Genomic DNA, 22,157 nt, shown 5'->3' with positions numbered 1-22,157 from the left:
TTTTGTATTAAATTATAGCATATCCACCGGGTCCATATCCAGGATAATCTGGACCCCCTTGCCCTGGGAAAGGTCTTTTTCCGCCTGCCGTATCATCATTGCCGCCTGATGCAGGATCCGGCTGTTCTCTCCTTTTAACAGCATCTGCCAGCGATACCGTCCTTTGATTTTGGCAATGGGGGCGGAGACCGGCCCCAACAATTCCAGGAAAGGGTCCCAATGGTTTTTCTTAACGGCCTGCATTAAAAGTCGTTGTGTTTTTCCCGCCGTCTCAACCACCCGGGCTTCAACGTTTCCCTGAAAAAGGACGTTGATTAATCGGGAAAAGGGTGGGTATTTCAAGGCTCGGCGAAAATGGACTTCCTGGTTATAGAAACCTATATAGTCATGGAGACAAACATATTTAAAAATATAATGGTCGGGGTTATAGGTCTGGATAAAGACCTGCCCCGGATGGGTCCCCCGGCCGGCCCGGCCGGCCACCTGGGCCAAAAGTTGAAAAGTCCTTTCGCCGCCCCGGAAATCGGGCCAGTTCAGAGAAAGGTCCGCACAAAGAACCCCGATCAAGGTCACCTGGGGGAAATCGTGGCCCTTGGTGATCATTTGGGTCCCGATCAGGATATCGGTTTTTTCATCCCTGAGTTTTTTAAGGATTTCGAAATGGGATTTTTTCCGGGTAACCGTATCCCGGTCCATCCGGTCGATGGCTGCCGTCGGGAAAAGGGCGCGCAGTTCCTGCTCGACCTTCTCCGTCCCCATGCCCAGGGCCTTGATCCCCGCCTGATGGCATTCAGGACAACGCTCCGGCAGGGGAAGGTGATAGCCGCAGGTATGGCATTGGAGTCGGCCTTCCCTGGCATGATAGGTCAGGGTCAGGGAACAATTGCGGCATTTGATGGCCGCACCGCAAAGGGTGCATAAGATCAGGGTGTCAAATCCCCGGCGGTTCAGAAAAAGGAGGGTCTGTTTTCCCTGATCCAGATTTCGGGCCATGGCTTCCTGTAGGGGAGGAGAAAAAAGGGGAATCCGGCGTCCCTGGCGATACTTCTTCAGATCGATCAGGTGTATTTCCGGTAACTTCTGTTCCAGAACCCGCTTATGTATCGCCAGGTAGCCGATTTTTTTTTGCCGCCGTAGATACAGAGTTGAAATGGAAGGGGTGGCGGATCCGAGGACGACCACCGCCTGGGTCATTTGCCCCCGGACCAGAGCCAGATCACGGGCATTATAGCGCAGGGAATCGGTCTGTTTATAGGAAGGATCGTGTTCTTCATCCACAACAATCAGACCCAAAGCCTTCAAAGGGGCAAAGATGGCCGAGCGCGTGCCTATGGCGATCATGGCCGATCCGGATTGCAGTCGACGCCATTGGTCCAGGCGTTCCCCCGGGTTCAAACCACTGTGTAGAAGGGCGATTTTTTCTCCGAACTGGAGGCGGAATCGGCCCTCCATCTGGGGGATCAAACCGATTTCCGGAACCAGAATCAAGGCCTGCCGCCCTTGTTCTAAGGCTTCAGCCGCGGCCCTCAGATAGACTTCCGTCTTTCCCGATCCGGTAATCCCATGAAGCAGGAGGGTCTGGTAGGACCCGGACCCAAGCCCCTCTTTTATCCGGTTTAAGGCCTGTGCCTGTTCACCGGTCAATTCAAGAGGGCCGTTTTCTACGGCCAGGATTTCCCCAAAGGGATCCCGCCAGCAGACTTGCTCCCGGATTTCAACCAACCCTTTGCGTCCAAGCGTGGCCAGACGCTGGGGAGATAAGGGGATTTGGACCCGCAGATCTTTTAGGGACCGGCAGGAACACGCCGACAGAAGGTCGAACAGGGGCTGATCTTTTTCGGGAAAAAGGTCTCTTTGAAAACAGGCCCCTGGATAGATCCATTTTTCTTTTTTAGGACGGGCGGACTCTTTTTTCAACAGGGTGGTTTGTTGAATAAAACCCATGGCTTCCAGGCCGGGGAGGGACGATTTCTCTTCCGGCAGGAATCGGGATAAGGATTGGCCTTTCGAAAAGAGGGATTGAAGGATTATTTTTTCTTTTTCCGGGAGACGGCCTTCCTGTAAGACCGATATTCCATGGGGTGTTATTTCAACGCTCTGATAACTGGATACCGATAGACCGGGAGGCAGGGCCGCCTTCAAAACCTGTCCCAAAGGGTAAAGATAGTACCGGGCGATCCAGAGAAAAAAAGGCCGCATGTCCTCTGAAAAAATGGGGCTTGGGTCCAGGATCTCCGAAACAGCCTTGATCTCCGGCCCTGCTTCCGGCGGCCCGATTTCCTCCCACAAATAACCGGTCACCCATTTTTTTCTCAAGGGCACCAGAACCCGCTGGCCGATTTTGGGTTCGGGAAATAAGTCTGAAGGGATTTCGTAGGTCAGGAGGTGATCTAAAGGGGGAACGATAACTTGAAAATAGGGCATAATTACATCTGAATAAATATTTTAGAAAATGGACTTTTCATAATGGTTCCCCCTTCTATTTTATAGTAGATATTCATTAACGACGTCAAGCCTATAGATCGAATTATTGACATTCCCAATCATGTTGATTAAAATAGCTATTAAAATCCACATGAAATTGGGAGGCACCTATGCGGACGATTCAGATGACTCTTGATGATGAATTAGTTGAAAAAGTGGATAAGGACCTCAAGGAACTTAAAACGACCAGGTCTTCATTCACTCGTAAGGCGTTACGGGAGGCTATTGCCCGATACCGTATCGGCCTTCTTGAAGAACAGCACCGAAAAGGTTACCAGCAAAAACCGGTCGCCAGTGGTGAATTTAGTGTCTGGGAAGGGGAACAGAAATGGGGGGATGAATGAAAAGAGGTGAGATCAGATGGTACAAATTCATATCCCCTGATAAAAAACGACCCGTAATGATACTGACCAGGGATTCAATCCTTGGATACCTCAGTGAGGTAACGGTTGCTCCCATCACCACAACGATAAGGAGAATTCCCAGCGAATTGATCCTGTCCGGCTTAGATGGTATGCCCAAAGAATGCGCCGTCAATTTCGATCATATTCAAACAGTATCAAAGGGGAAGATAGGGGCACTGATTACTACCCTCCCCAAAGACAACATGAAACAGGTTCGTAAGGCGATTCTTTTCGCCCTGGATTTATAAAGGCACCTCATCCGGATCGAAGTCCGGTTATTCTACCGGAATAATTACTGGTTTTTATTTTCGTATTAAGCCCTCAGGCCCCGTTGGGGCACCACGAAGCATGAAAATGGGGTTAAGATACAATAAGTTTCAACGAACGACGGACTTTTGCCAAACCCAAACCCCGGCCCCCGAACCCTGAACGTTATTTTTGAACTAAACGATAGACCTCATCCACCGTGATAACCTGCAAACATTTATTATCCCGGCAGGGCGTATTCCGATGGTTGTAAGCCGTCAGGCAGGGGGAACAGGGAAAATCGGAATAAAGGACCCGGCTATTTTCCCCTAAGGGGCCATACAGTCTTGGGGTCTCGGGCCCGAAAAAGATAAAGTTCCGGATGGGCGTCATAGAGGCAAAATGGGCCGGGCCGCTGTCATTGGTGATCAATATATCGGAAATGCTGAACAGATCCATCAATTCCGGGAAGGTGGTCCGGCCGGTGAACTGGATACAACGCTCCTGGTTCAATGCCTGATGAACCTGCTCAGTCGTCTCTACGTCCGCTCCGGCCCCCATCAAAATGATCACATTCCGGGGATCGGCCAAAATCCGTTTCCCTAATTCGATGTATTTTTCCACCGGCCAGGCTCGTATGGGTATTTCACCGGCGCTGGGATTGAAAATAACCAGTTTGTGTCCTTCGTTGAGCCCGGGGAAAAGGCCTTTTAATTTTGTCCTCAAGCCGTCCCGGCCTTTTTCCGTGACCTGATAAACCGCCCTTTCAATGGCCTGATCCGGGATGGCATCATCCATGGCCGGCCAGTCTTTGGCGGGGTATTTCAAGACCTGGAGAAAGGACATAAAGGATTTGCTGATATGCTGCTGATAATTATACTGGATTTTATGGGTATGGAGATTGCCCCGATAAAGACCTTCCATGCGAAATTTATGGAAACCCATCCTGATGGGAGCCCGGCTTAAAAAAGTTAATATGGCCGTTACCCGGGTAAACAACTCCAGATCAAAAACACAATCGATCTTCTCTCTACGCATCCGGATAATGACCTTAAAGACATCGGTCAGAAAAGAAGACAGGGATTTTTCCCGAATAACCAGGACATTTTCCCCGGGAATGATGTTCAGGATGTCCACGCTGGCCCGGTTTTTTTCGAAGATCAGGAAAAACAGTTCGGCTGAGGGATATTGCCTCTTAAGGGCTTTCATGGTCGGATAGGCCAGGATGGCGCTTCCCATCTCCGAAAGCTCCATAAAAAGGAATTTTCGCGGGGAGCCCACAAGTTGTTTTTTAAAGGGTCTTAAAATGAAACCCGCCAGGGTCAAAAACCAGCAGGCCGGGATACCGGCCCAGAAATCGATTTTTCTAACCAGGTCAATGTTCATAGTCTTTTCTGCTTTTGATACAATTTAAGAAAACCATACCCCAATAAGACGGCAAACCAGATGGTGCAGACCCGGATAATAATGGTGGCTGTGGTGGCCAGGGCCTTCGGCAACTGAATCAGGACCAGGAGACTGGTCATACTGCCTTCGGCCGCCCCGATCCCGCCCGGCAGCATGCTCAAGGCCCCGGCCAGGGTCGAAAAGGCATAAATGAAAACCGCCTTGACCAATGGCACCTCCACCCCCAGGCCTTTAAAGACCATCTGAAAGGCCAGGCATTCAAAAAACCAGGCCCCCATTCCCAGTATAGAGGCCAATATGAGGAGGCGAAGACCCATGAGGTCATGGAGGGTATAAAAGGCTTCCGATAAGGGGCGTTCGAATCGTTGCCCCCAGGAGAACCTTTTTGCTAATCCGAGCAAGCCCTGGAATAATTTGGGAAATATAAAAGGAAGCAAACCCACTAAAAGGACCACCAACCCCAGGATTAAAATCCTGGCTCCATAGGCAAAGGAGATACAGCCCAAGAGGGTCAGGAGATAGACGGCCAATAGATCGGTAAACCGTTCGGCCAGGACAACAGGACCGGAAAGGGACAGGGGCACCTGCCGGCTTTCCTTAAGAAGATAGGACTTCAATAGTTCACCCATTTTCCCGGGGGTTACCGTCATGACCAACCCGCTCATAAAGATATAGAAGCTTTCTTTACGGGGCAACGGGATTTTCACCTGTTTCAGGTACAACTCCCAGCGCCAGAAGCGGCTTAAATAATTCATAAAGGCCAGGGCCAAAATCAGGGGCAGGGTCCAATAGGAAAATTGTTTGAAGGCCCCGCTGACCGCCCCCCAGTTTCCATAAAAGGAAAGACCTAAGAATACCCCAACGCCCAGACCCAAAAAAAGGAAAAAGCGTTTAGAGAGGATTGAAAATTGGGGATCGGCCATTTTTTCAATGATAGAGTACAACCAAGACGGTAATAGTCCAACCCAGGATGGTTAAAAGAAGCGGGCGATCGGTCAAAAGGATCTCCTCGGGACGGCCGCCCTCGACTTTTTGATGGACCAGATAAAGATAGCGGAAAATCCCATAGAGCACAAAAGGCAAGGTAAAAATCAGGTTAGCGGTGTGGAACTTGGCGATTGTTTCTTCTGAGATGGTGTAAAGGGCATAACTCATGACCGTTGTTGCCGTTACCACCCCCATCATCTGATCCAGAAGATAGGGGGAGTATTCTTTCAAGATTTGCCGGTGTTCGGTGGCATCTTCCTTGAGCAAGACCAGCTCATGTCGCCTTTTGGCCATGGCCAGAAACAAGGAAAGGAGGGTGGTACAGATAAAAAGCCAGGGGGATAATTGAACCCCGATGGCCAGACCGCCGGCCACCACCCGCAATACAAATCCGGCGGCAATGGAAAAGATATCCAGGATGACCTGATTCTTAAGGGAAAAAGTATAGATGACTTGGAGCAGGAGATAGGCCCCCAGAATTTCCAGGAACGGAAGGGAGATGGCCCAGCCCCCTATGAAGCTGACCGCCATGATCACGACGGCGAATATCAGTGCCCAGGCCGGCCGGACCTTGCCGGAAGCCAGCGGGCGGTTCCGTTTCGTCGGATGGAGGCGGTCTTCTTTAAGATCCTTCAGGTCATTGATGATATAGACCGAACCGGCCAGCAGACAAAAAAGGACGAAGGCCTCCAGGGTTTTAATCAATAATGGCCGATTGAACAGGTTTTGGGAAAAGAGTAAGGGGGCGAACAAGGCCCCGTTCTTGATCCACTGTTTGGGGCGCAGGGAAAGGAAAAGTCCTTTAAGAACTGTAAATAGGGTTTCATTTTTTGGCATCTATTACCCGCCCCATTTTGGTTTTCCCTCCCCGGACCTTCATCAAAAGGTCCTCTGACTTTTTATTAAGTTAACCAAAAGAAATTGTAAGAAAATTCGAATATAACCCTAACGAAAAAAATTGGCAAACAAAAAGAAACTCCTGTTACGGGTTACAGGAGTTTGTTACTCGTTGCTGGTTGCCCGTTAAAATGAGTATCGAGAAACAAGAAACAAGTAACAGATAAATTTCAAATAGCTTTGGATAGTCTTTTCGGTACAGTTGTGAAAAGGGATAGGGTGCGGGAGTGGTTTTCCCTTTGACTTTTTTATTATTCGTTATATGATCCACCGTTGGATTTTAATAATGGTGTCTTCACCGGCCCCCTTAAACCGGCCGATTCTCTTTACCGGAGGGAAGCCATTTTGAGGGATACTCTCGTGCCTGAAACGCATTAATAAAGATCCCATTCTATCGTCATTATAATCAAGGAGGATATCTATGAAGGATGTTATTTTGGATGGTCCTAAAAATCCCATTAAGGTTCAGGACAATACCTTTCGAGACGGCCATCAATCCTTACTGGCCACCCGGATGCGGACCGAAGATATGCTGCCCATTGCCGAGAAGATGGACGAAATGGGCTTCTGGGCCATGGAGGTCTGGGGCGGAGCAACTTTTGATACCACGCACCGTTTCCTGGGGGAGGACCCCTTTGAAAGGCTGAAGACACTAAAGAAATATATCAAAAAGACCCCCTTAACCATGCTCCTGCGGGGCCAGAACCTGGTGGGCTACCGCAATTATGCCGATGATGTCTGCCGGCTTTTTGTGGACAAGTCCTGTGAAGCCGGAATGGACGTCTTCCGGGTCTTTGATGCCTTAAACGACTTCCGCAATTTTGAAACCTGCGTGGAAAGGATTAAGGCGAATGGAAAACATTTTCAGGCTGCTATTTGTTATTCCTTAACCGAAAGGTCCCTGGGGGGCCCGGTTTTTAATATGGAATATTATATCACTAAGGCCAAAGAGTTGGAAAACATGGGGGCCGATACCCTGTGTATTAAAGACATGGCCGGGATCATGGCCCCTTATGACATGGCTTGGTTGATCCAGGAACTGAAGAAAAATATCAAAATCCCGATCCATCTCCATACCCATTATACCAGCGGTATGGCCTCCATGACCTACTTGAAGGCCATTGAAGCCGGGGTGGATATTATCGACACCTGCCTGGCCCCCTTTGCCCTGCGGACTTCCATGCCGGCCATCGAACCCATTGTGGCCGCCTTACGGGGGACTTCCCGTGATCCGGGCCTGAGCCTGAATGCCCTCCTGGAAATGGGGGAGTATCTGGAAACGATCGCCCCCAAGTATGCCAATTTCCTGGCCACCAACCGGATGTCCGTTATCGATACGGCCGTCTTGGTCCATCAGGTACCGGGCGGGATGATCTCCAATCTGGTCAGCCAGCTCAAAGAGGCCAAGGCCCTGCACCGCCTGAATGAAGTCTATGCCGAGATCCCTATCACCCGCAAGGAATTGGGCACACCGCCCCTGGTCACCCCGACCTCCCAGATCGTCGGCGTCCAGGCGGTCATGAATGTCCTTTTCGGCAAATATAAAATGATTACCAATCAGGTCAAAGACATGGTCTATGGACTTTATGGAAAAACCCCGACCCCCATCGATCCCGAGATCCAGAAAATAGTCCTTAAGAACTATAAACGAGGACAGACCCCGGTCACCGGCCGGGCCGCCGATTATCTGGATCCGGAACTGGAAGAGGCCAGACAGAAAATAGGGACCTTGGCCAAAGATGATTTTGATCTCCTGATCTATGCCCTTTATCCTACTACGGGCGAACAATTTTTAAAATCGAAATACGGGGTAGAATAAAACCCCCAATAGGTTTTTGCCTGTCATCGTTAACCCAACGCCGCCTCTCAGGCGAGCCGGGAAACCTGCTCGACTGAGAGGCCCTGCTATTACATTATGCTTCCCTGATTCCTAAAAAGTAGTTCTGCCGAAGGAGACCGGATTTTAAAGGATTATTGATTTTTTACGGCTGATCTGGTAATAATCTTGTCAGAATACTCCAAATCTCATTAACCTCTATTTACCTATAAAGGGATATCGTAAGGAAGTGAGATTATGAAGAATAAGGAATCACTGGATCTGCTCAAGAATGTTCTGCAAGATTTGCGGAGGGAGGGAAAAATCCTGATAGCGCTCCTTTATGGCTCCTATCATCGAGGGGACAGCCACGCCCGTTCGGATATTGACCTTGCGATTTACCTGACTCCGCAGGATGAAAGCCAACAGATAGAAATTGTGGATAAAATTTTGATGTCCATGGAAGCAGAAATTTCTATCCTGCGGCTGGATGAGGAAGATGAATCCCCTTTTGTGGTTCAGGAAGCCCTAAAAGGGGAACACCTGGTAGAACCGGATATGGAGACCCTTTATGCACTCAACCATAAGATCCTCCATGAATGTGAGGGGATAAGAAATAGAAGGGAGATTTCCATTGGACCGAATTGAAAGGCTTTTGGGTTTTATTGAGGATACCATCCCGTATTTTCTTTCAAAATTGGGGAAAGTGGATAAAGACTTATACTTTGCCGATAGAGACATAAGGAGTATCCTCGATAAGACCATTAATGATTTGATCCTCTGCCTGGTGGATATTGCCGAAGAATGTTTAAGAAAAAATAAACGGACGATACCGGATACCTATAAGGACACCATACTGGCTTGTTACGAATTTTTGGGAGAGACTGTTTTGAAGGTGGCACCCCTCGTAAAACATCGGAACGAGATGGTCCACCAATATTTAAAGGTGAACTGGCAAAATATTGTTACGGTTAAAAACAAAGTGCTTGAGATAAAGAAATTCGTCGATAAAGCCAAAAATTTGTTTTATCAAGAGGACTAAAATCACCATGGAAATCTTCGAAAGACTCGGACCCCAAAGTCCGCTGAGGATTGAAACACCACGACGTAGGGCTAGTTGGCCGTAACCGGCACGAGCCAGCGAGGAACTTCCCCGTCCCCCTTTCCATCTTCTGGTTGAAAGAAACCGGAAACTATGGTAGCCTGCTTTTTATGGAAACCGTAATGATTGATGGGGTCACCCTTTATATGAGTCACCCGGACGACCTGCCCCTGGATTGGGTGGGTCAGCGGGACCTGATCGACCAGGTCCTGGCGGCCTGGCTGGTGGTAGAAGAAAAAGACCTGCCCTTGAACCCCCGCTTGATCGGGAAACCCGGAGTCGGCAAAACCACTCTGGCCTATGCGGCGGCCCGGAGGTTGGGGCGGGAGGTCTATTTCTATCAGGCCACCATGGATACCCGGCCGGAAGACCTGATTGTCACCCCGGTGATTGCCGACCAGGGGAAGATCCATTATATGGCCAGCTCCCTGGTGACCGCCATGATCCGCGGCGGGGTCCTGATCCTCGATGAAGGCAACCGGATGAGCGAAAAGAGCTGGGCCTCTCTGGCCCCTTTACTCGACAACCGCCGTTACGTGGAGTCGGTAGTGACCGGCATCAAGATCCCGGCCCATCCGGAATTCCGTTTCTGTGCCACCATGAACGATGATGCCAGCACCTTTGAACTGCCGGAGTATATCCATTCCCGGCTCCAGCCCCAGATTTTTATTGATTTCCCTGAACCGGAAGAAGAACACCTGATCCTGAAACGAAACCTCCCCTTTGCATCGGAAGATATTCTCAAATATGTGGTCCAATTTTTACAAACGGCCCATCAAGCCCACGAACGCTATACCGTCCGTGACGGGATCAACATCAGCCGCTATGCTTTGAAGCTTTTGGCAGGTAAAAAGGCCCTCAGATACTCCCCCTCAGATGAACAAAAACTCGTTTCCCTGCGCCTGTCCGTTGAAATGATCCTGGGAGAAAAGGCCCTGGTTTATTTTCCTTATTAAACCTTCAGTTTGCGGAATTTTTCCCGGATCTCCTGAATCAAGGGGCCGTCTTTTTTCCATAATTGACAACTATTGATCAGATAAGGGAGCCCGGGGATCTCTTCAAAGGAACGGGGGACCGGATAGGGCTCCCGGCTTTGGGCGGCCCAATAGCCGTGCAAGGCCGCCGGTCCCATGGCCAGGACCAGGTGCATCATGTGGCTGCACCCCTCCACCCCGCCCAGCTTTTTGCGGACCTGATCGCTGAATCCCGAGACAATGGGCAAACCGACTATCTTCTTGACCGTCTCGGCCACGGTCGGGCATAACTCATGGGGAGTGGTGGGCATCTCCGCTTCGGCCTCGAGAATGGTCAACGGTCGGTCACCGATCAGCAAACGAACGCCCATCCAATGGACCACCCCCGCCGGCCGGGGACTGCCATCGCGGTGGTAACCGAATACCAGCCGTTCATCCCGGAGCCAGCCTTCTACAATCACCCGGCCATCTTCCAGAGGACAGGTATGGATCGTGAGCTTTCGTTCATGGACCGGGGCTTCTTTGATCAGTTCTTTCAAGGTGCGCATGTCGGTTCTTTCCGTGTATTATTTTGGAAATGAATGAGGCGAAGATTTTTATACTGAATATGCCTGAAATGCGCAACCCTAAAAATTCCGATCCCCGATCCAACTATTTTCTCTTTTTTACCGCCTTGACAAAATCCATAAAGGCTATCCGACTGTCGTATTTGAAAACAAAGCCCGTTTCCCTTTTCAGTTTATACCCATTTGCTTCGGTAATCAGGATTTTCATGAGCTTCCTTCTGGGATTACGGTTTAGCCGGGGAAAGGGCCAGGGATTTGACCAGACTCCGCTTGGAAAAAGGAAAGGCCCAAAATAAAAAAAGTAAAAAATAAATGGCCGGACCGCCTAATTTCCAATGCAGTTTTTTCCGGTGGGCCGCTTTCCAGACGGCGGCGGCGATTTGATCCGGAGATAATTTTATGCCCATCTTGTTGACGCTGAAGGCTTTCTTCTCCGCCTTAAGGATCATGGGGGTTTGGACATAAGGGGCCTGGATATCGCAGACTGATAGACCGTAAGGCTCCAGTTCAAGGTCCAGGGCCTCGGTTAAAGCACTCAAGGCATGTTTGGTGGCCGAATAGACGGCCAGCTCCGGGATGCCGTAAAAGGCCGAGGCCGAAGACATATTGATGATCCGGGAGCCGGCCGTGTTTTTTAAACAGGGCAGGGCATAATGGGTGCAGTTCAGGACCCCTTTGAGATTGACGTCCACGATCTCTTGCTGGGCCTTCAACGGAATATTTTCATTCGGCCCCATCTGCAGGACCCCGGCATTATTAAACAAAACGTCCATCCGCCCATTGGTCGCCCCGGCAAAGGCCTCCATAGTATTTTCCACGCTTTTCGGATCCGTCACATCCATGACCTTGAGAAGACAATGGTCGATACCGATGTCCGCTTGCAAGGATAACAACCGCTCCTGGTCCCGGTCAAAGATCCCCACAAACCAGCCTTTCCGGGCGAAAAACAGGGCCGTCGCTTTTCCGATACCCGAGGCGGCCCCGGTGATAAAGATCGTTTTTCGATTATCCATAGTTGTTTTTACCTCCACACAATCCCATCGAATGAATGGAAATCTTTGATAATCTTGACAGCCCCGCTAAGAAGTGATTTTTTCTCCGAACTCCGAACTCCGAACTCCAATGTTTATCGGCTTACACCTTTTCCAATATATGGATGCACATCGCCGCCTCTTCCACTCCGATGTTGCCGCCGCCGTTTTCCGCTAAGGCAATACGCGCTTTGTCTACCTGGCGTTTTCCGGCCCGGCCCCGGAGCTGCTCGACCAGTTCGTAGATTTGGGCCAGGCCCGAAGCACCGATGGGGTGTCCCCGGCATTCCAAACCGCCACTGGTGTTGATCGGTTTCGATCCTCCCAGGGTGGTGTCCCCGGATTCGGCAAAGGGTCCTCCCTGCCCGGCCGGGCAAAAACCCATCACCTCGGTCTGATGCAGTTCGCCATAAGCCGTAGCGTCATGCACTTCCGCCAGATCGATAGCTTCCGGACCGACTCCGGCCGCCGCATAGGCCTCCTTGGAAAGCCTTTCTCCGATGTCCGTGCCGTCCAAATCGCGGTCCGAACCCTGCCCCAAGACCGAGGCCCTGATTTTTATGGCCCACGGGACGGAGAGTTTTTTTAAAAAATTCTCCGAGCAGACAATGGCCGCGGCTGCCCCATCGCCGACCGGGGCGCACATAGCCCGGGTCAGGGGGTAGGCGATGGACTTATCGGCCAATATCTCTTTCACCGTCATCGGGATTTGATATTGGGCCATGGGATTGAGGGAACCATGAAAATGGTTTTTGGAACAAATGGCGGCCAGTTGTTTCTGAGTGGAACCAAAGCGGGCCATGTGCCAGCGGGCCCCCATGGCATAGGCATCCATGAAGATGCTTTTGCCTTCCCCGGGAGCGGCCTCCCCCTCGGGCAGATCGAGCTTAAAAGAATGGCCTACCTGCATGATCATGCCGATGTGCCGGGCCAGGTTTTCCACATCCATGCAGTAGGCATAGGCGCTCAAGGATTTGGCCTTGTCCGGGCTGGTAATCTTTTCCGAACCTACGGCCAGAGCCACATCGAACATCCCGGCCTTGATGCCCGTATAAGCCAGGTGCAGGGCCGTTGAGGCCCCGGCACAGGCGTTTTCCACATTGACCACCGGGATCTTGTCAATCCCCATGCCCCTTAAGACCACTTGACCCCGGATGGAGTGCTGGTTGTCAAACATGCCCCAGAAGGTGTTTGAAAAATAAGCCGATTGCAAATCCTTTTTTTGAAGGCCGGCGTCTTCCAGGGCCAGGTTGACGGCCTTCTCGGCCATGGTGCGGACCGTTTCATCGGGATATTTCCCGAAGCGGATCATCCCCACACCGATGATATAAACATTATTCATAAAAAACTCCTTGAATATAAAGGCACAAGGCACAGGGCACAAGGCTCAAGGAAAAACCACATTACTTGACTTTAAACCTTGAGCCTTGAGCCTTATGCCTTGCACCCTTTTTTTAAAGCATCGCCCCGGCCGTAATGGCCAAAATATCATTGGAGCCGTCTTCGATCATGGCCGCCCGGGCATCGCGGAAGATTTTTTCTATCGGGTATTCCTTGCTCAGGCCGTTTCCTCCAAAGAGCTGTATGGCCTCGGAGGCCACTTCAAAGGCCGCATTGGTGCAGTAGACCTTGGAGGCTATGGAATACTGGGTGGCCGGAGGGGTCGTATTGTAATTATAGATCAAAGCCGCCCGGCTTAACTGACGGGCCGATTCCACCTTGGTGAACATATGGAATAGTTTCTGTTGAACCGCCTGATGTTGAAAGATCGGCCGGCCACCCTGGATGCGCTCTTTGGCGTAATCCAGGGCCAGTTCATAGGCCGAACGGGCCACACCGGTAAAAATAGCCCCCATGGCGGCATTGGCCGTAGCCATGGTGATGTCCAGCATGGCCGGGTAGCTTTCCGGATCGGAGAGCATAAACTCCGCCGGAATACGGACTTCCTCGAAGAAGATCTCTCCCTGGTTGAGGTCCCGCTGGCCCATTTTATTTAAGGGTTTGCCCTTACTGACCCCAGGGGAATTCAAGGGCACGATGGCAATACCCCCTCCGGCCGGCCCTTTATCCGGTTCGATATTCAGATAAACCAGGGCGTGGGTGGCAATGGTCCCATTGGAGACCCAGGCCGCCTTCTGACCGCTGATCACCCATTCATCCCCATCCCTTCTGGCCCGGACCCGGCCGGAGCAGGCCGGATCATTGAAATAGCTCGTGCCGCCCATCAGCATATCCGATCCGTGGTCCGGCTCGGTGATCCCCCAGCAGCCGATGATCGAGGCGTCCTTACATTCACAAAAAGGGACGATGATTTCATCGATGACCCGGGGTTCGGGCAGCACACCGCCCATGAAGGCCGGAAAACAGGACACGCCGATACCGACGGTCCAGCCGGCCGAACCCCAGCCCATCTCTTCCAGGGCGATGTGTACTTCCAGAGGTTCCAGTCCGAGGCCCCCATAACCGTCGGTCACTAATACGGTGTGATAGCCCAATTCGTAGGCCTGGCGAAAGACCCGCCTAAAGGTCTCGGATTTAAGGACTTCATCGGGCGTGGCCAAGGCATCCAATTCGATGCTGGCCGGACGTAGGACCTCCTTGGCAAAACGGTGAATGTTTTCTTTCAAGGCCATCTGCTCATCAGTCAAATTTATATTTAAATCCAGGTAGCTCATGAGTTCTCTCCTTTAACAGAAAAAAAGTTTCAAGTTTCAAGTCCCAAGTTTCAAGTATGAGAAGTTAGCAAAAATCATCCGCATTTTCATGTTTCTTGGTGCCCCCTGGGGCATGAGGGTTTAGTTCGATAATAGAGTTTCCCGCAAAATGGCTATGGGCAATAGGCTATGTGCTATGGGCAAAGAAAAACCTTAAAATCGTTTTACCTATTGCCTCTGGCCCATTGCCTATAGCCCCCTCTATTATTTATAATCCTCGACCCGATAAACGTTCGGGGCTTGGGGATCGAATTCCTCCCTTAGAATCCGGTCCATGGCCTTTTCGGATATGGTTTTAGGAATATCCGCGACCACCTGCAGATAAGAAGGCACGGCATTGGCCTCCAGACCTTTAAAACAGGCCTTAAAGATATCAGTCGGATCTATGGTTCGTCCCTCAAAAGGGCTTACGGCCGCCACCAGGTCCGATTCTCCCGGGGACCCGGAGGCGGCCGGAATCCCGTAGACACAAACCTCGGAAACATCCGGATGTTCGCCGATGACCTTTTCCACCAGGTCGGGCTGGATAAAGTCGCCGGCCCGGCGCAGGGCCGTACCTTTTCGATAATCGAAAAAATACCAGCCTTTTTCATCTTTGTGGACCATATCCCCGGTATGGAGCCAGCCGCCCCTGGTCTTTTCCTCCGACTCTTCTTTAAGACCCAGATAATTGACCTCGGTTTTTCCTTTTATCATGCGGACCAGGAGCTCTCCGACCTGGTTCGGGCCGAGTTCACCGCCCTGTTCATCGACTACCTTCAGTTCCATAACCCCCGGCAGGGTTTTACCAAAGGAACCGATGGGGCCTTGATCAATCGGTTTGTAGGCAAATCCGCCTTCAACCGCCCCGTACCACTCCAGGATCTTGAGGTCGAACCGTCTCTCAAAGGCCTCCCAGATGGCCCGGGGTGTGCCGGCGGAAACAACCATCTTAACCGGATTGTCGGCATCGTCAGGCTTGGACGGCTCGTTGTAAATGGCGGACATCATGCCCCCCAATAAGGAAAAGGTGGTACAGCCGTATTTGCGGCAGATGGCCCAGATCCGGCTTTTGGTAAAGCGCGGGCTGATCACGGCCTTGATCCCCAGGGCCAGGGCCGGAATCATGGTCACGGCCTGGGCATTCCCATGGGTCAGGGAGAGCCCGGTATAAAGGATATCCCTGGGGGTATATTTCCAGACGAGACGGGTCATGATCAGGATGGCACCGGTGCGGTTCATCTTGATGATCACCCCCTTGGGGGTGCCGGTAGTGCCGCTGGTATAAATGATCTCCATGGGGTGTTTGACATCAAAGATTTCATTTTCCACAATGGGTGAGGCCTGGTCCAGGATTTGGCTTAAAGAGGTGTAATTCCCGAAAGGGCTGATCCCTAACTCCTCCCGCCAGGCCACGGCCACTTCCCGCACTTCGGGCACCTGATTTCTGATTTCTTCCAGGACCGGCAGGAGATCCCCGGTCGTAATGACCAACTTGGTCCGGCTGTCTTTAAGGAAATGGACCAGTTTGTCTCCTTTGGAGCGGGGATCAATCGGAACGGCAATAGCCCCTGAATAGGTGCCGCCGAGCATACTATAGACAAACTCCGGATGGTTGCGGGAGAAGATGGCATAGGTATCCCCTTTCCCGATTCCCAGGGATTTTAGATAGGCGGCAAAACGATTGGATTTTACATAAAGATCTTTATACGTCAGGCGATCCTCCCCACGGTCCCCTTTTTCAAAAATGAAGACCTCCTTATCCGGATTATCTTCGGCCTTGATTTCCAATAAGTGTCCGGGGATGACCGGATTCAGATGGGCTTTGGACATAAGTCTTTCCTCTCTCTAATCAATGAGACAAATTCAGGATTTTGAGGTTTCCTGGAAGCATGAATATTGTTTTTACCGACCGCTGAATACTGATCGCTGATCGCTGCCTTTTTATTCAAATGCCCCGATGAAGCCCCGCTCGTAGGTGGGGAATTCCTTTTTAAAGGTCTCATCCCAATGTTCATCGGTCCAGTACTGATGACGATCAAAGAAGGGATTCTTCCCGGCTGCCGAGATCAAGACGGCCACCGAAATATCGACGTCCTTGATAATTTCCAGACTCAAGGCCGACATGCCCAGGGTGGTAAAAACCCGGCAATGCATCCCCTGGCGATGGGCGACCGCGGCAGCGGCATTGGCGGCCAGATTCATATCCATCAGTTTAAAAACGCAACAGGGCCCCCGACCGATCAAGGTTTCCTGGGTTTCGGCCGTGTTGAGTTCCTTGCAGGTTCGAAAGCCGCAGGCCCCGCAATTCCAATTCAAAACCGAGCGGCGCTTTTCTCCGATAACCAGAACGCGGCAACCTTCCTTGACCAGTTCCCGGATCATCCGCCCGTCCCGGGCGGCCAACGGGCTCATGTCGGCCAGGGACCAGCAATAGTCCCCCATTTCGTTTAATTCCTCATCACCGACGATGATCAGTTTGGTTTGATTCTTGCCGAAATGAAATCGGGTTTTAGCCACCACGGCCATCTGCTCAATGACCCGGTCCAGGACGGCGGGGTTCAATTCTTCGAATTCTCTAATAGACATTACAATCGCCTCCTTTTTTAACTGTAAATGGACCGGAATTGGGGCCACAGCCGGTTGATGATACGGTCCTGCATAGTGCGTTCATTGATTTCTCCTGATTTTTTCGGCATATCCCGGAAGGGACTTTTTTCCGTTACCGAAATGGCGATGGCCAGGCTGAAACCAGAACGGCGAGGAGTATGGCCGTTTCGGCGGGCGGCCAGGGCGGCTGAAAACAGGATGGTGTAATCGACTCCCAATTGCTCGGCCAGGGAGGCTGCTCCCCCTAAGGCGTAAGCCACATTGCAGACCCGAAGATAACAGAGAGGACCGGTAAAGGCCACCCCCGGTTCATTGGGCAATTTCTCCCGGGCCCGGAAATTCTCACAGGTCACCAGGCCGCAGTAGCCGCAATTAATATCGGCCGGATCATCCAGGCTGCGCATGGAACTCATGACCAGGACGGCATCGGCGCTGCGCAGCATGGCGGCGTCGCGGGTGAAAAAGGACCAGGCCTGATTTTCCTTGGCCAGGTCCTCCATGGTCAAGGCCAGGTCTTCCAATTCGGCCGGGTCCTGGATCAGGTTGATGACGACCTCACCCACGCCGCCCAGCCTGGGGGAGGTGACAGCCGAGGCCAGGAGCAGACGGGCGGCCTCCAAGGCCCCGGCCCGGCGCTCCTGTTCATAGTGCTGAAGGGCTCGTTCCATAGATCTTCTCCTTTGTGCTTTTCAAGTTCCACCTATCCACTTTCAGCTTTTCTCACTCAAACATCTAAGGGTATGCCTTTGCCCCGGGCCAAATCCGGATACATTTCATAGGCCGGTTTGAGCATGGGCAACAGCTTCATGATCTTGGGCATGGAGCCTTTGGCCTTGATCTTTCCCTTGGCCAGGGCGATGGGCAGGTTGATTTTTTTCTGCCAGAAAAGGTGGCAGGTGTCGCCGGAGAGGGTCATCTGGACCTGGGCGGTCAAATCGGCCGGACCGCAGATGACCTCTTTCGGGGTGATCCAGATCTCGCCTTCGGGATCATTGATGATAAAGTGGATATTGATGTTTTCCTGTTTGAATTTAGGTCCGAACCCGGGATCGGCCTCCAAGGTTCTAAACAGGGTCCCCAGGACGTCATACATCTGTTCCGTGTTTTGAAAGACAGCCATCATTTCCTCCTTTGAGAATGGTTTAGATTAAAATTTTTCATATCACCTGATACCGTTTCCATTTAAGGACGCAAAGAAAAATCGATCATCTCTTTGACGGTCTTGACTCCGGCATCTTTTGGGAAAAGTTCTTTCAGGACCACCATGGTGTAATAATGTCCCACAAACAGCCAGGCCGCCCGGCGGGGATGGATGGGGGGGGAGGGTGGGCTGTCTTTGAAGATCCGCTTACAGACCTGGGCTACGGTTTTGACATTGATCTCCAGAAAATCGTGCAGGGCCCGAGAGATATCGGCGTCGTAGGAGGCCGTCAGCGTCAGGGCCAGGAAGCGGGCTTGCATGGGGCGTTCGACGACAAACCGAAAATACTCCAGCCCCACGGCCCTCAGATAACCCCTGGGATCGTCTTTTAATGTGACCCAGAGTTTTCGATATCGCCCGATCAGATAGTCGGCGATCCCTTCCTGGAAGCAGGCCAGAAAAAGGGCTTTTTTGCTTTTGAAATGACGGTAGATGATGGCCTCGGAAACCCCGGCTTTTTCGGCGATCTGGGCGGTGGTCACCGTGGCATAGGACCGCCGGGCAAACAGTTCGATGGAAACATCGATTAAATGCTGACGGCGCTCCGAGGAACCCATCCGGGTTTTGGGGGGCGGGCTGGACATGACGGCCTCTCCTCTTTTTGCTTTGGGTTGGTCTATTTGAAAGTAAGTACTTACTTACAATGAAGGAAAAACCTTGTCAAGAAAAAAATAAAGGGGGAACCGTCTAATGACGGGATCAGGCTTCCGGAGGTTGGGTGTGGCGGATCATGCGGCCCTCGGTCATATAGACCACCATTTCGGCGATATTGGTGGCGTGGTCGGCAACCCGTTCCAGATATTTGGAGATGTAGGAAATCTTAATGGCCCGGCTGATGGTCGTATTGTCCTTGATCATGAAAAAAAGGAGTTCATTGAAGATCTGCACAGTAAGCTGATCGACCTCATCGTCCCTGTTGACCACTCCATAGGCCAGGGCGGTATCCCGATCCAGAAAGGATTGCAGGGCATCATGGACCATGCCCTGGGCGATATCGGCCATACGGGGAAGATCGATATAGGGCTTGAGTTGTGGTTCCTCGTTGAGCTCCAAGGCCCGTTCACAGATATCGACGGCATAATCACCGATCCGTTCCAGATCGGTGGTAATCTTCATGGCCATGGTGACGAACCGCAAATCCCCGGCCGTGGGCTGCCGGAGGGCAATGAGCCGGATGCATTCTTCGTCTATTTCCACATCAAGGGTGTTGATCCGGTCATCACTTTCAATCACCTTGTTGGCCAGTTCGCTGTCCCGGTCCACCAGGGCCTGTATCGCTTTACCAATGGCCTCTTCCACCAGGGAGCCCATTTTGAGGATTTTAACCCTCAGGTCCTTCAATTCTTCTTCAAAGACGGTCATGGTATTTTTTTAACCTCCGGTTGCCGGGTTTAGGACGAAGATTCTGGCCGATAGCCGCTGATACTATTTTCAAACACCTAAATTGTTACTATTATCCCAGTTTTGATACCACCTGACAAGTTTAATTTGGAAGGATCGGCAAAATAATGATATGATCCTTTTTATGGAAAACAGACCCTTCCAATATCAAAATATCCGCTTCCTGCCTATCCTGCACAACCGCCTGGAGTTTGCCCTGGAGGTCCATCGTCAATTCCTGGAATTTAAGCCCGAGGCTGTGGCCGTGGAGCTTCCCCCGACTTTGGAGGCCCCGGTCCTGGCCGCGGTCAAGAGACTCCCTTTTCTCTCCGTAGTCCTTTATCAGGAAAAATCAGGCAACCATATCTATCTTCCCATCGAGCCGGTTGACGGAATCATCGAGGCCGTCCGGTTGGGATTGGAAAACGATCTTCCGGTTTTTTTTGTCGACCGTGACACCGAAGGTTATCCTCAGAGGTCCGATCCCATGCCCGATCCCTATGCCGTCACCCGGATCGGCTATCCGGCCTATTGCCTGGCCTATCAAAAGGAACGGGGGCAGGAATCCCCTGCTTCCGATGATTCCTTGAGGGAACGGACCATGGCCCATCAGGCCCTCGGGCTCAATAAGGTCTATCAACGAGTCCTTCTGGTTTGCGGCCTGGCCCACTGGCCGGGAATTTATCAACAATTGGATACCGAGCCGGAATTGCCTCTGGGAAGGCAGCGACGATCCGGTGTCATCGTAGGGTATCTGAAGGAATCGTCCAGCCGGGAAATTCTTTCGGAAACGCCTTTTATACAAAGACGCTATGAAGAAGAACGGGCCCAGGCCGGTTCCCCGGAGGCCCATTTTTTACAGCTTAACCGTCTGGTCATCCAGGAAGATCTGCTGAACCGGGCCAAGGAACAGCACTTAAAAAACAGCCGCGAAAAGGTGGAGGGCAATCAAATTCCCTTGATCCGGAAATTTGCCCGTAATATGGCCTTGCTTCAGGGGGGTTTAACCCCGGATTTTTACCAGCTCTTGATGGCCTCACGGGGAATCGTCAATGACAATTTTGCTTATGAGGTTTGGGAAATTGGTTCCAAGTATCCTTTTCAGGAGGCCGCCCAGGATTTACCGGAGGTCGAGGTAACTGCCGAAGACCTGCGCCTGAATCAAAGAAAGATTCGATTTTACCGCCGTTTTCGGACCTTTCGACGACGCCTGGTGCCGATTCCTCTAAGGAAACGCCCTTCCCCTGCAGAAAAAGAGGCATACAAAAAGCAGTGGACCGGGGCTTATATCTGTTCCTATCCCCCGGAGGATATCCGGGTGGAGGGCTTAGGGGACTACGTCAAGAAAAAGGTCCGGGGCGTTCTATCCCAGGAACAGGTCCGGGTGGTCCCTTTTACCACCTCCCTGTTAGACGGTCTGGATATCCGGGAAACCCTGCGGCAGGTCGTCGAACAAAAAATTTATGTCCGGGAAGAGGTCCAGGTGCGCGGCAAAATAGGCTCGGTGGTTTTTATTTTTAAGGAGGATGAACCGGCGCCGGAAAATCCCGAGCGCTTCCCCTGGAAATTGACCTGGCTCGGGGAACACAATCAGGAATCGGACATGGCTTTCTATGCCACGCCCGCCGGGGAAGAGGTCGTCGGCCCGGGCATCTCCCGCTGTGAATACGGCGGTTTTGTCTTAAGCTATCCCCCTTACCGGATGGTTGATATCTGGAAAGACCGCTTTTTCCATACGGCCCGTTCCAAGGCCGAGCGGCTGCTATTAGCCGGCATAGATTATAGTGAAGAACGGCTGGTAGCCTATATCGCCGCCCGGCCGCCCCGATCCTTCTGCCACACCTTTGCCCACAACCAGGGGCGGAAGGTCATTTATCTCCCCCTGGGGCAGTTTTCGCCGGTACTCCTGACCAAGATCCGGTTTTTTCATGTCCTGGAAAGCCCGGATCTCCGCAAAGTAGCCCATCATTATATTCGATAAATAAAATTTCTAAAGTAATTGTTAAAAAAGACTGATAAGATAGAAAAGTTCAGAGTAATGCAGGGTCGCCACGAAATATGAAAATTGATGGATTCGTAAAAACTCGTCATTCCCGACTCCGTCCCGTTGGGGACTCCGTCCCGGAGGGCGCAGACGGGAATCCAGACTATATGTAACTAATTAATCCCGCCAAAGGCGGGACCCGTTTTCACGGGAATGACGTAAATCGGCGCTTTTGGACTTCCAAATAACTTAACCTTATACAGTTTGCATAACTAATTGTTGCTCTTTGATAATTGATAATTCGAAGCCTAACTGCTTGGCTCTCCGTTTTAGATTTTCATAAAGGCGATTTTTATATCTTTGCTCATAATAATC

General features: G+C 51.4%; 21 protein-coding genes. 7 read left to right on the top strand and 14 right to left on the bottom strand.

Annotation, left to right across the window (positions count from 1 at the left end; genetic code table 11):
* Nucleotides 1–12: 12 nt before the first annotated feature.
* Nucleotides 13–2,424: a primosomal protein N' gene (priA, locus tag HY879_23300; protein ID MBI5606272.1), complete on the bottom strand. Its 2,412-nt coding sequence runs from the start codon at nt 2,422–2,424 to the stop codon at nt 13–15.
* A gap of 170 nt (nt 2,425–2,594) precedes the next feature.
* Between priA and HY879_23295 the strand changes: the two genes are divergently transcribed.
* Together HY879_23295 and HY879_23290 are read left to right on the top strand one after the other, a co-directional pair.
* Entirely contained in the window at nt 2,595–2,828 is a 234-nt protein-coding gene (locus HY879_23295; GenBank protein MBI5606271.1) for a ribbon-helix-helix protein, CopG family, read from the top strand.
* Entirely contained in the window at nt 2,825–3,136 is a 312-nt protein-coding gene (locus HY879_23290) for a type II toxin-antitoxin system PemK/MazF family toxin (GenBank protein ID MBI5606270.1), read from the top strand. Before HY879_23295 ends, HY879_23290 begins: the two co-directional genes overlap by 4 nt.
* Before the next feature lie 184 nt (nt 3,137–3,320).
* Here HY879_23290 and HY879_23285 read toward each other — a convergent pair whose 3' ends face one another.
* Genes HY879_23285 through HY879_23275 form a run of 3 tightly spaced genes read right to left on the bottom strand, consistent with a single transcriptional unit; the run spans nt 3,321 to nt 6,365 of the window.
* Nucleotides 3,321–4,520 (bottom strand): glycosyltransferase family 9 protein, encoded by a 1,200-nt coding sequence (locus tag HY879_23285; protein MBI5606269.1) that lies wholly within the window; start codon nt 4,518–4,520, stop codon nt 3,321–3,323.
* Nucleotides 4,517–5,464, bottom strand: a complete 948-nt coding sequence (locus tag HY879_23280) for a flippase-like domain-containing protein (protein MBI5606268.1) — start codon at nt 5,462–5,464, stop codon at nt 4,517–4,519. Before HY879_23280 ends, HY879_23285 begins: the two co-directional genes overlap by 4 nt.
* Nucleotides 5,465–5,468: 4 nt before the next feature.
* Nucleotides 5,469–6,365, bottom strand: coding sequence for a decaprenyl-phosphate phosphoribosyltransferase (locus HY879_23275; protein ID MBI5606267.1), 897 nt, complete (start codon nt 6,363–6,365; stop codon nt 5,469–5,471).
* Between the two features lie 481 nt (nt 6,366–6,846).
* Here HY879_23275 and HY879_23270 point away from each other — a divergent pair, with 481 nt between their 5' ends.
* The 4 genes from HY879_23270 (at nt 6,847) to HY879_23255 (ending at nt 10,299) form a co-directional block, all read left to right on the top strand.
* Entirely contained in the window at nt 6,847–8,244 is a 1,398-nt protein-coding gene (locus HY879_23270) for a pyruvate carboxylase subunit B (protein ID MBI5606266.1), read from the top strand.
* 255 nt (nt 8,245–8,499) lie between these two features.
* Nucleotides 8,500–8,889, top strand: a complete 390-nt coding sequence (locus HY879_23265) for a nucleotidyltransferase domain-containing protein (GenBank protein ID MBI5606265.1) — start codon at nt 8,500–8,502, stop codon at nt 8,887–8,889.
* On the top strand, nt 8,876–9,283 hold the full coding sequence (locus HY879_23260; GenBank protein ID MBI5606264.1) for a hypothetical protein: 408 nt from the start codon (nt 8,876–8,878) through the stop codon (nt 9,281–9,283). Before HY879_23265 ends, HY879_23260 begins: the two co-directional genes overlap by 14 nt.
* A gap of 170 nt (nt 9,284–9,453) precedes the next feature.
* Complete coding sequence (locus HY879_23255) at nt 9,454–10,299, top strand: MoxR family ATPase (protein ID MBI5606263.1); 846 nt, start codon at nt 9,454–9,456, stop codon at nt 10,297–10,299.
* Here HY879_23255 and HY879_23250 read toward each other — a convergent pair.
* From HY879_23250 to phoU, 10 genes are all read right to left on the bottom strand, one after another.
* Entirely contained in the window at nt 10,296–10,865 is a 570-nt protein-coding gene (locus tag HY879_23250; GenBank protein MBI5606262.1) for a DUF2889 domain-containing protein, read from the bottom strand. The two genes, HY879_23255 and HY879_23250, sit on opposite strands and share 4 nt — an antisense overlap.
* Nucleotides 10,866–11,107: 242 nt before the next feature.
* Nucleotides 11,108–11,896, bottom strand: coding sequence for an SDR family oxidoreductase (locus HY879_23245; GenBank protein MBI5606261.1), 789 nt, complete (start codon nt 11,894–11,896; stop codon nt 11,108–11,110).
* Between the two features lie 121 nt (nt 11,897–12,017).
* The gene (locus HY879_23240) at nt 12,018–13,256 is read right to left on the bottom strand and encodes a thiolase family protein (protein MBI5606260.1); all 1,239 of its coding nucleotides are present in this window, start codon (nt 13,254–13,256) and stop codon (nt 12,018–12,020) included.
* A 112-nt stretch (nt 13,257–13,368) separates the two neighbouring features.
* Nucleotides 13,369–14,589: an acyl-CoA/acyl-ACP dehydrogenase gene (locus HY879_23235; GenBank protein MBI5606259.1), complete on the bottom strand. Its 1,221-nt coding sequence runs from the start codon at nt 14,587–14,589 to the stop codon at nt 13,369–13,371.
* Between the two features lie 243 nt (nt 14,590–14,832).
* Nucleotides 14,833–16,440: an AMP-binding protein gene (locus HY879_23230; GenBank protein ID MBI5606258.1), complete on the bottom strand. Its 1,608-nt coding sequence runs from the start codon at nt 16,438–16,440 to the stop codon at nt 14,833–14,835.
* Between the two features lie 111 nt (nt 16,441–16,551).
* On the bottom strand, nt 16,552–17,196 hold the full coding sequence (locus HY879_23225; protein MBI5606257.1) for a hypothetical protein: 645 nt from the start codon (nt 17,194–17,196) through the stop codon (nt 16,552–16,554).
* A 17-nt stretch (nt 17,197–17,213) separates the two neighbouring features.
* On the bottom strand, nt 17,214–17,885 hold the full coding sequence (locus tag HY879_23220; GenBank protein ID MBI5606256.1) for a hypothetical protein: 672 nt from the start codon (nt 17,883–17,885) through the stop codon (nt 17,214–17,216).
* Between the two features lie 56 nt (nt 17,886–17,941).
* Nucleotides 17,942–18,337 (bottom strand): SCP2 sterol-binding domain-containing protein, encoded by a 396-nt coding sequence (locus HY879_23215; protein MBI5606255.1) that lies wholly within the window; start codon nt 18,335–18,337, stop codon nt 17,942–17,944.
* A 62-nt stretch (nt 18,338–18,399) separates the two neighbouring features.
* Complete coding sequence (locus HY879_23210; GenBank protein ID MBI5606254.1) at nt 18,400–19,002, bottom strand: TetR/AcrR family transcriptional regulator; 603 nt, start codon at nt 19,000–19,002, stop codon at nt 18,400–18,402.
* 115 nt (nt 19,003–19,117) lie between these two features.
* Nucleotides 19,118–19,780 carry a phosphate signaling complex protein PhoU gene (phoU, locus tag HY879_23205; protein MBI5606253.1) on the bottom strand — a complete coding sequence of 221 codons (663 nt, stop codon included), beginning with the start codon at nt 19,778–19,780 and terminating at the stop codon, nt 19,118–19,120.
* Between the two features lie 163 nt (nt 19,781–19,943).
* On the opposite strand from phoU, the gene HY879_23200 reads away from it, so the two are divergent.
* Nucleotides 19,944–21,779, top strand: coding sequence for a hypothetical protein (locus HY879_23200; protein MBI5606252.1), 1,836 nt, complete (start codon nt 19,944–19,946; stop codon nt 21,777–21,779).
* The last annotated feature ends 378 nt before the right edge of the window (nt 21,780–22,157 follow it).

Source organism: Deltaproteobacteria bacterium (assembly GCA_016219225.1).
Lineage (GTDB): Bacteria > Desulfobacterota > RBG-13-43-22 > RBG-13-43-22 > RBG-13-43-22 > RBG-13-43-22.
Note: the sequence above shows the minus strand (reverse complement) of the source record. Positions and strands in the feature narration are given on the sequence as shown.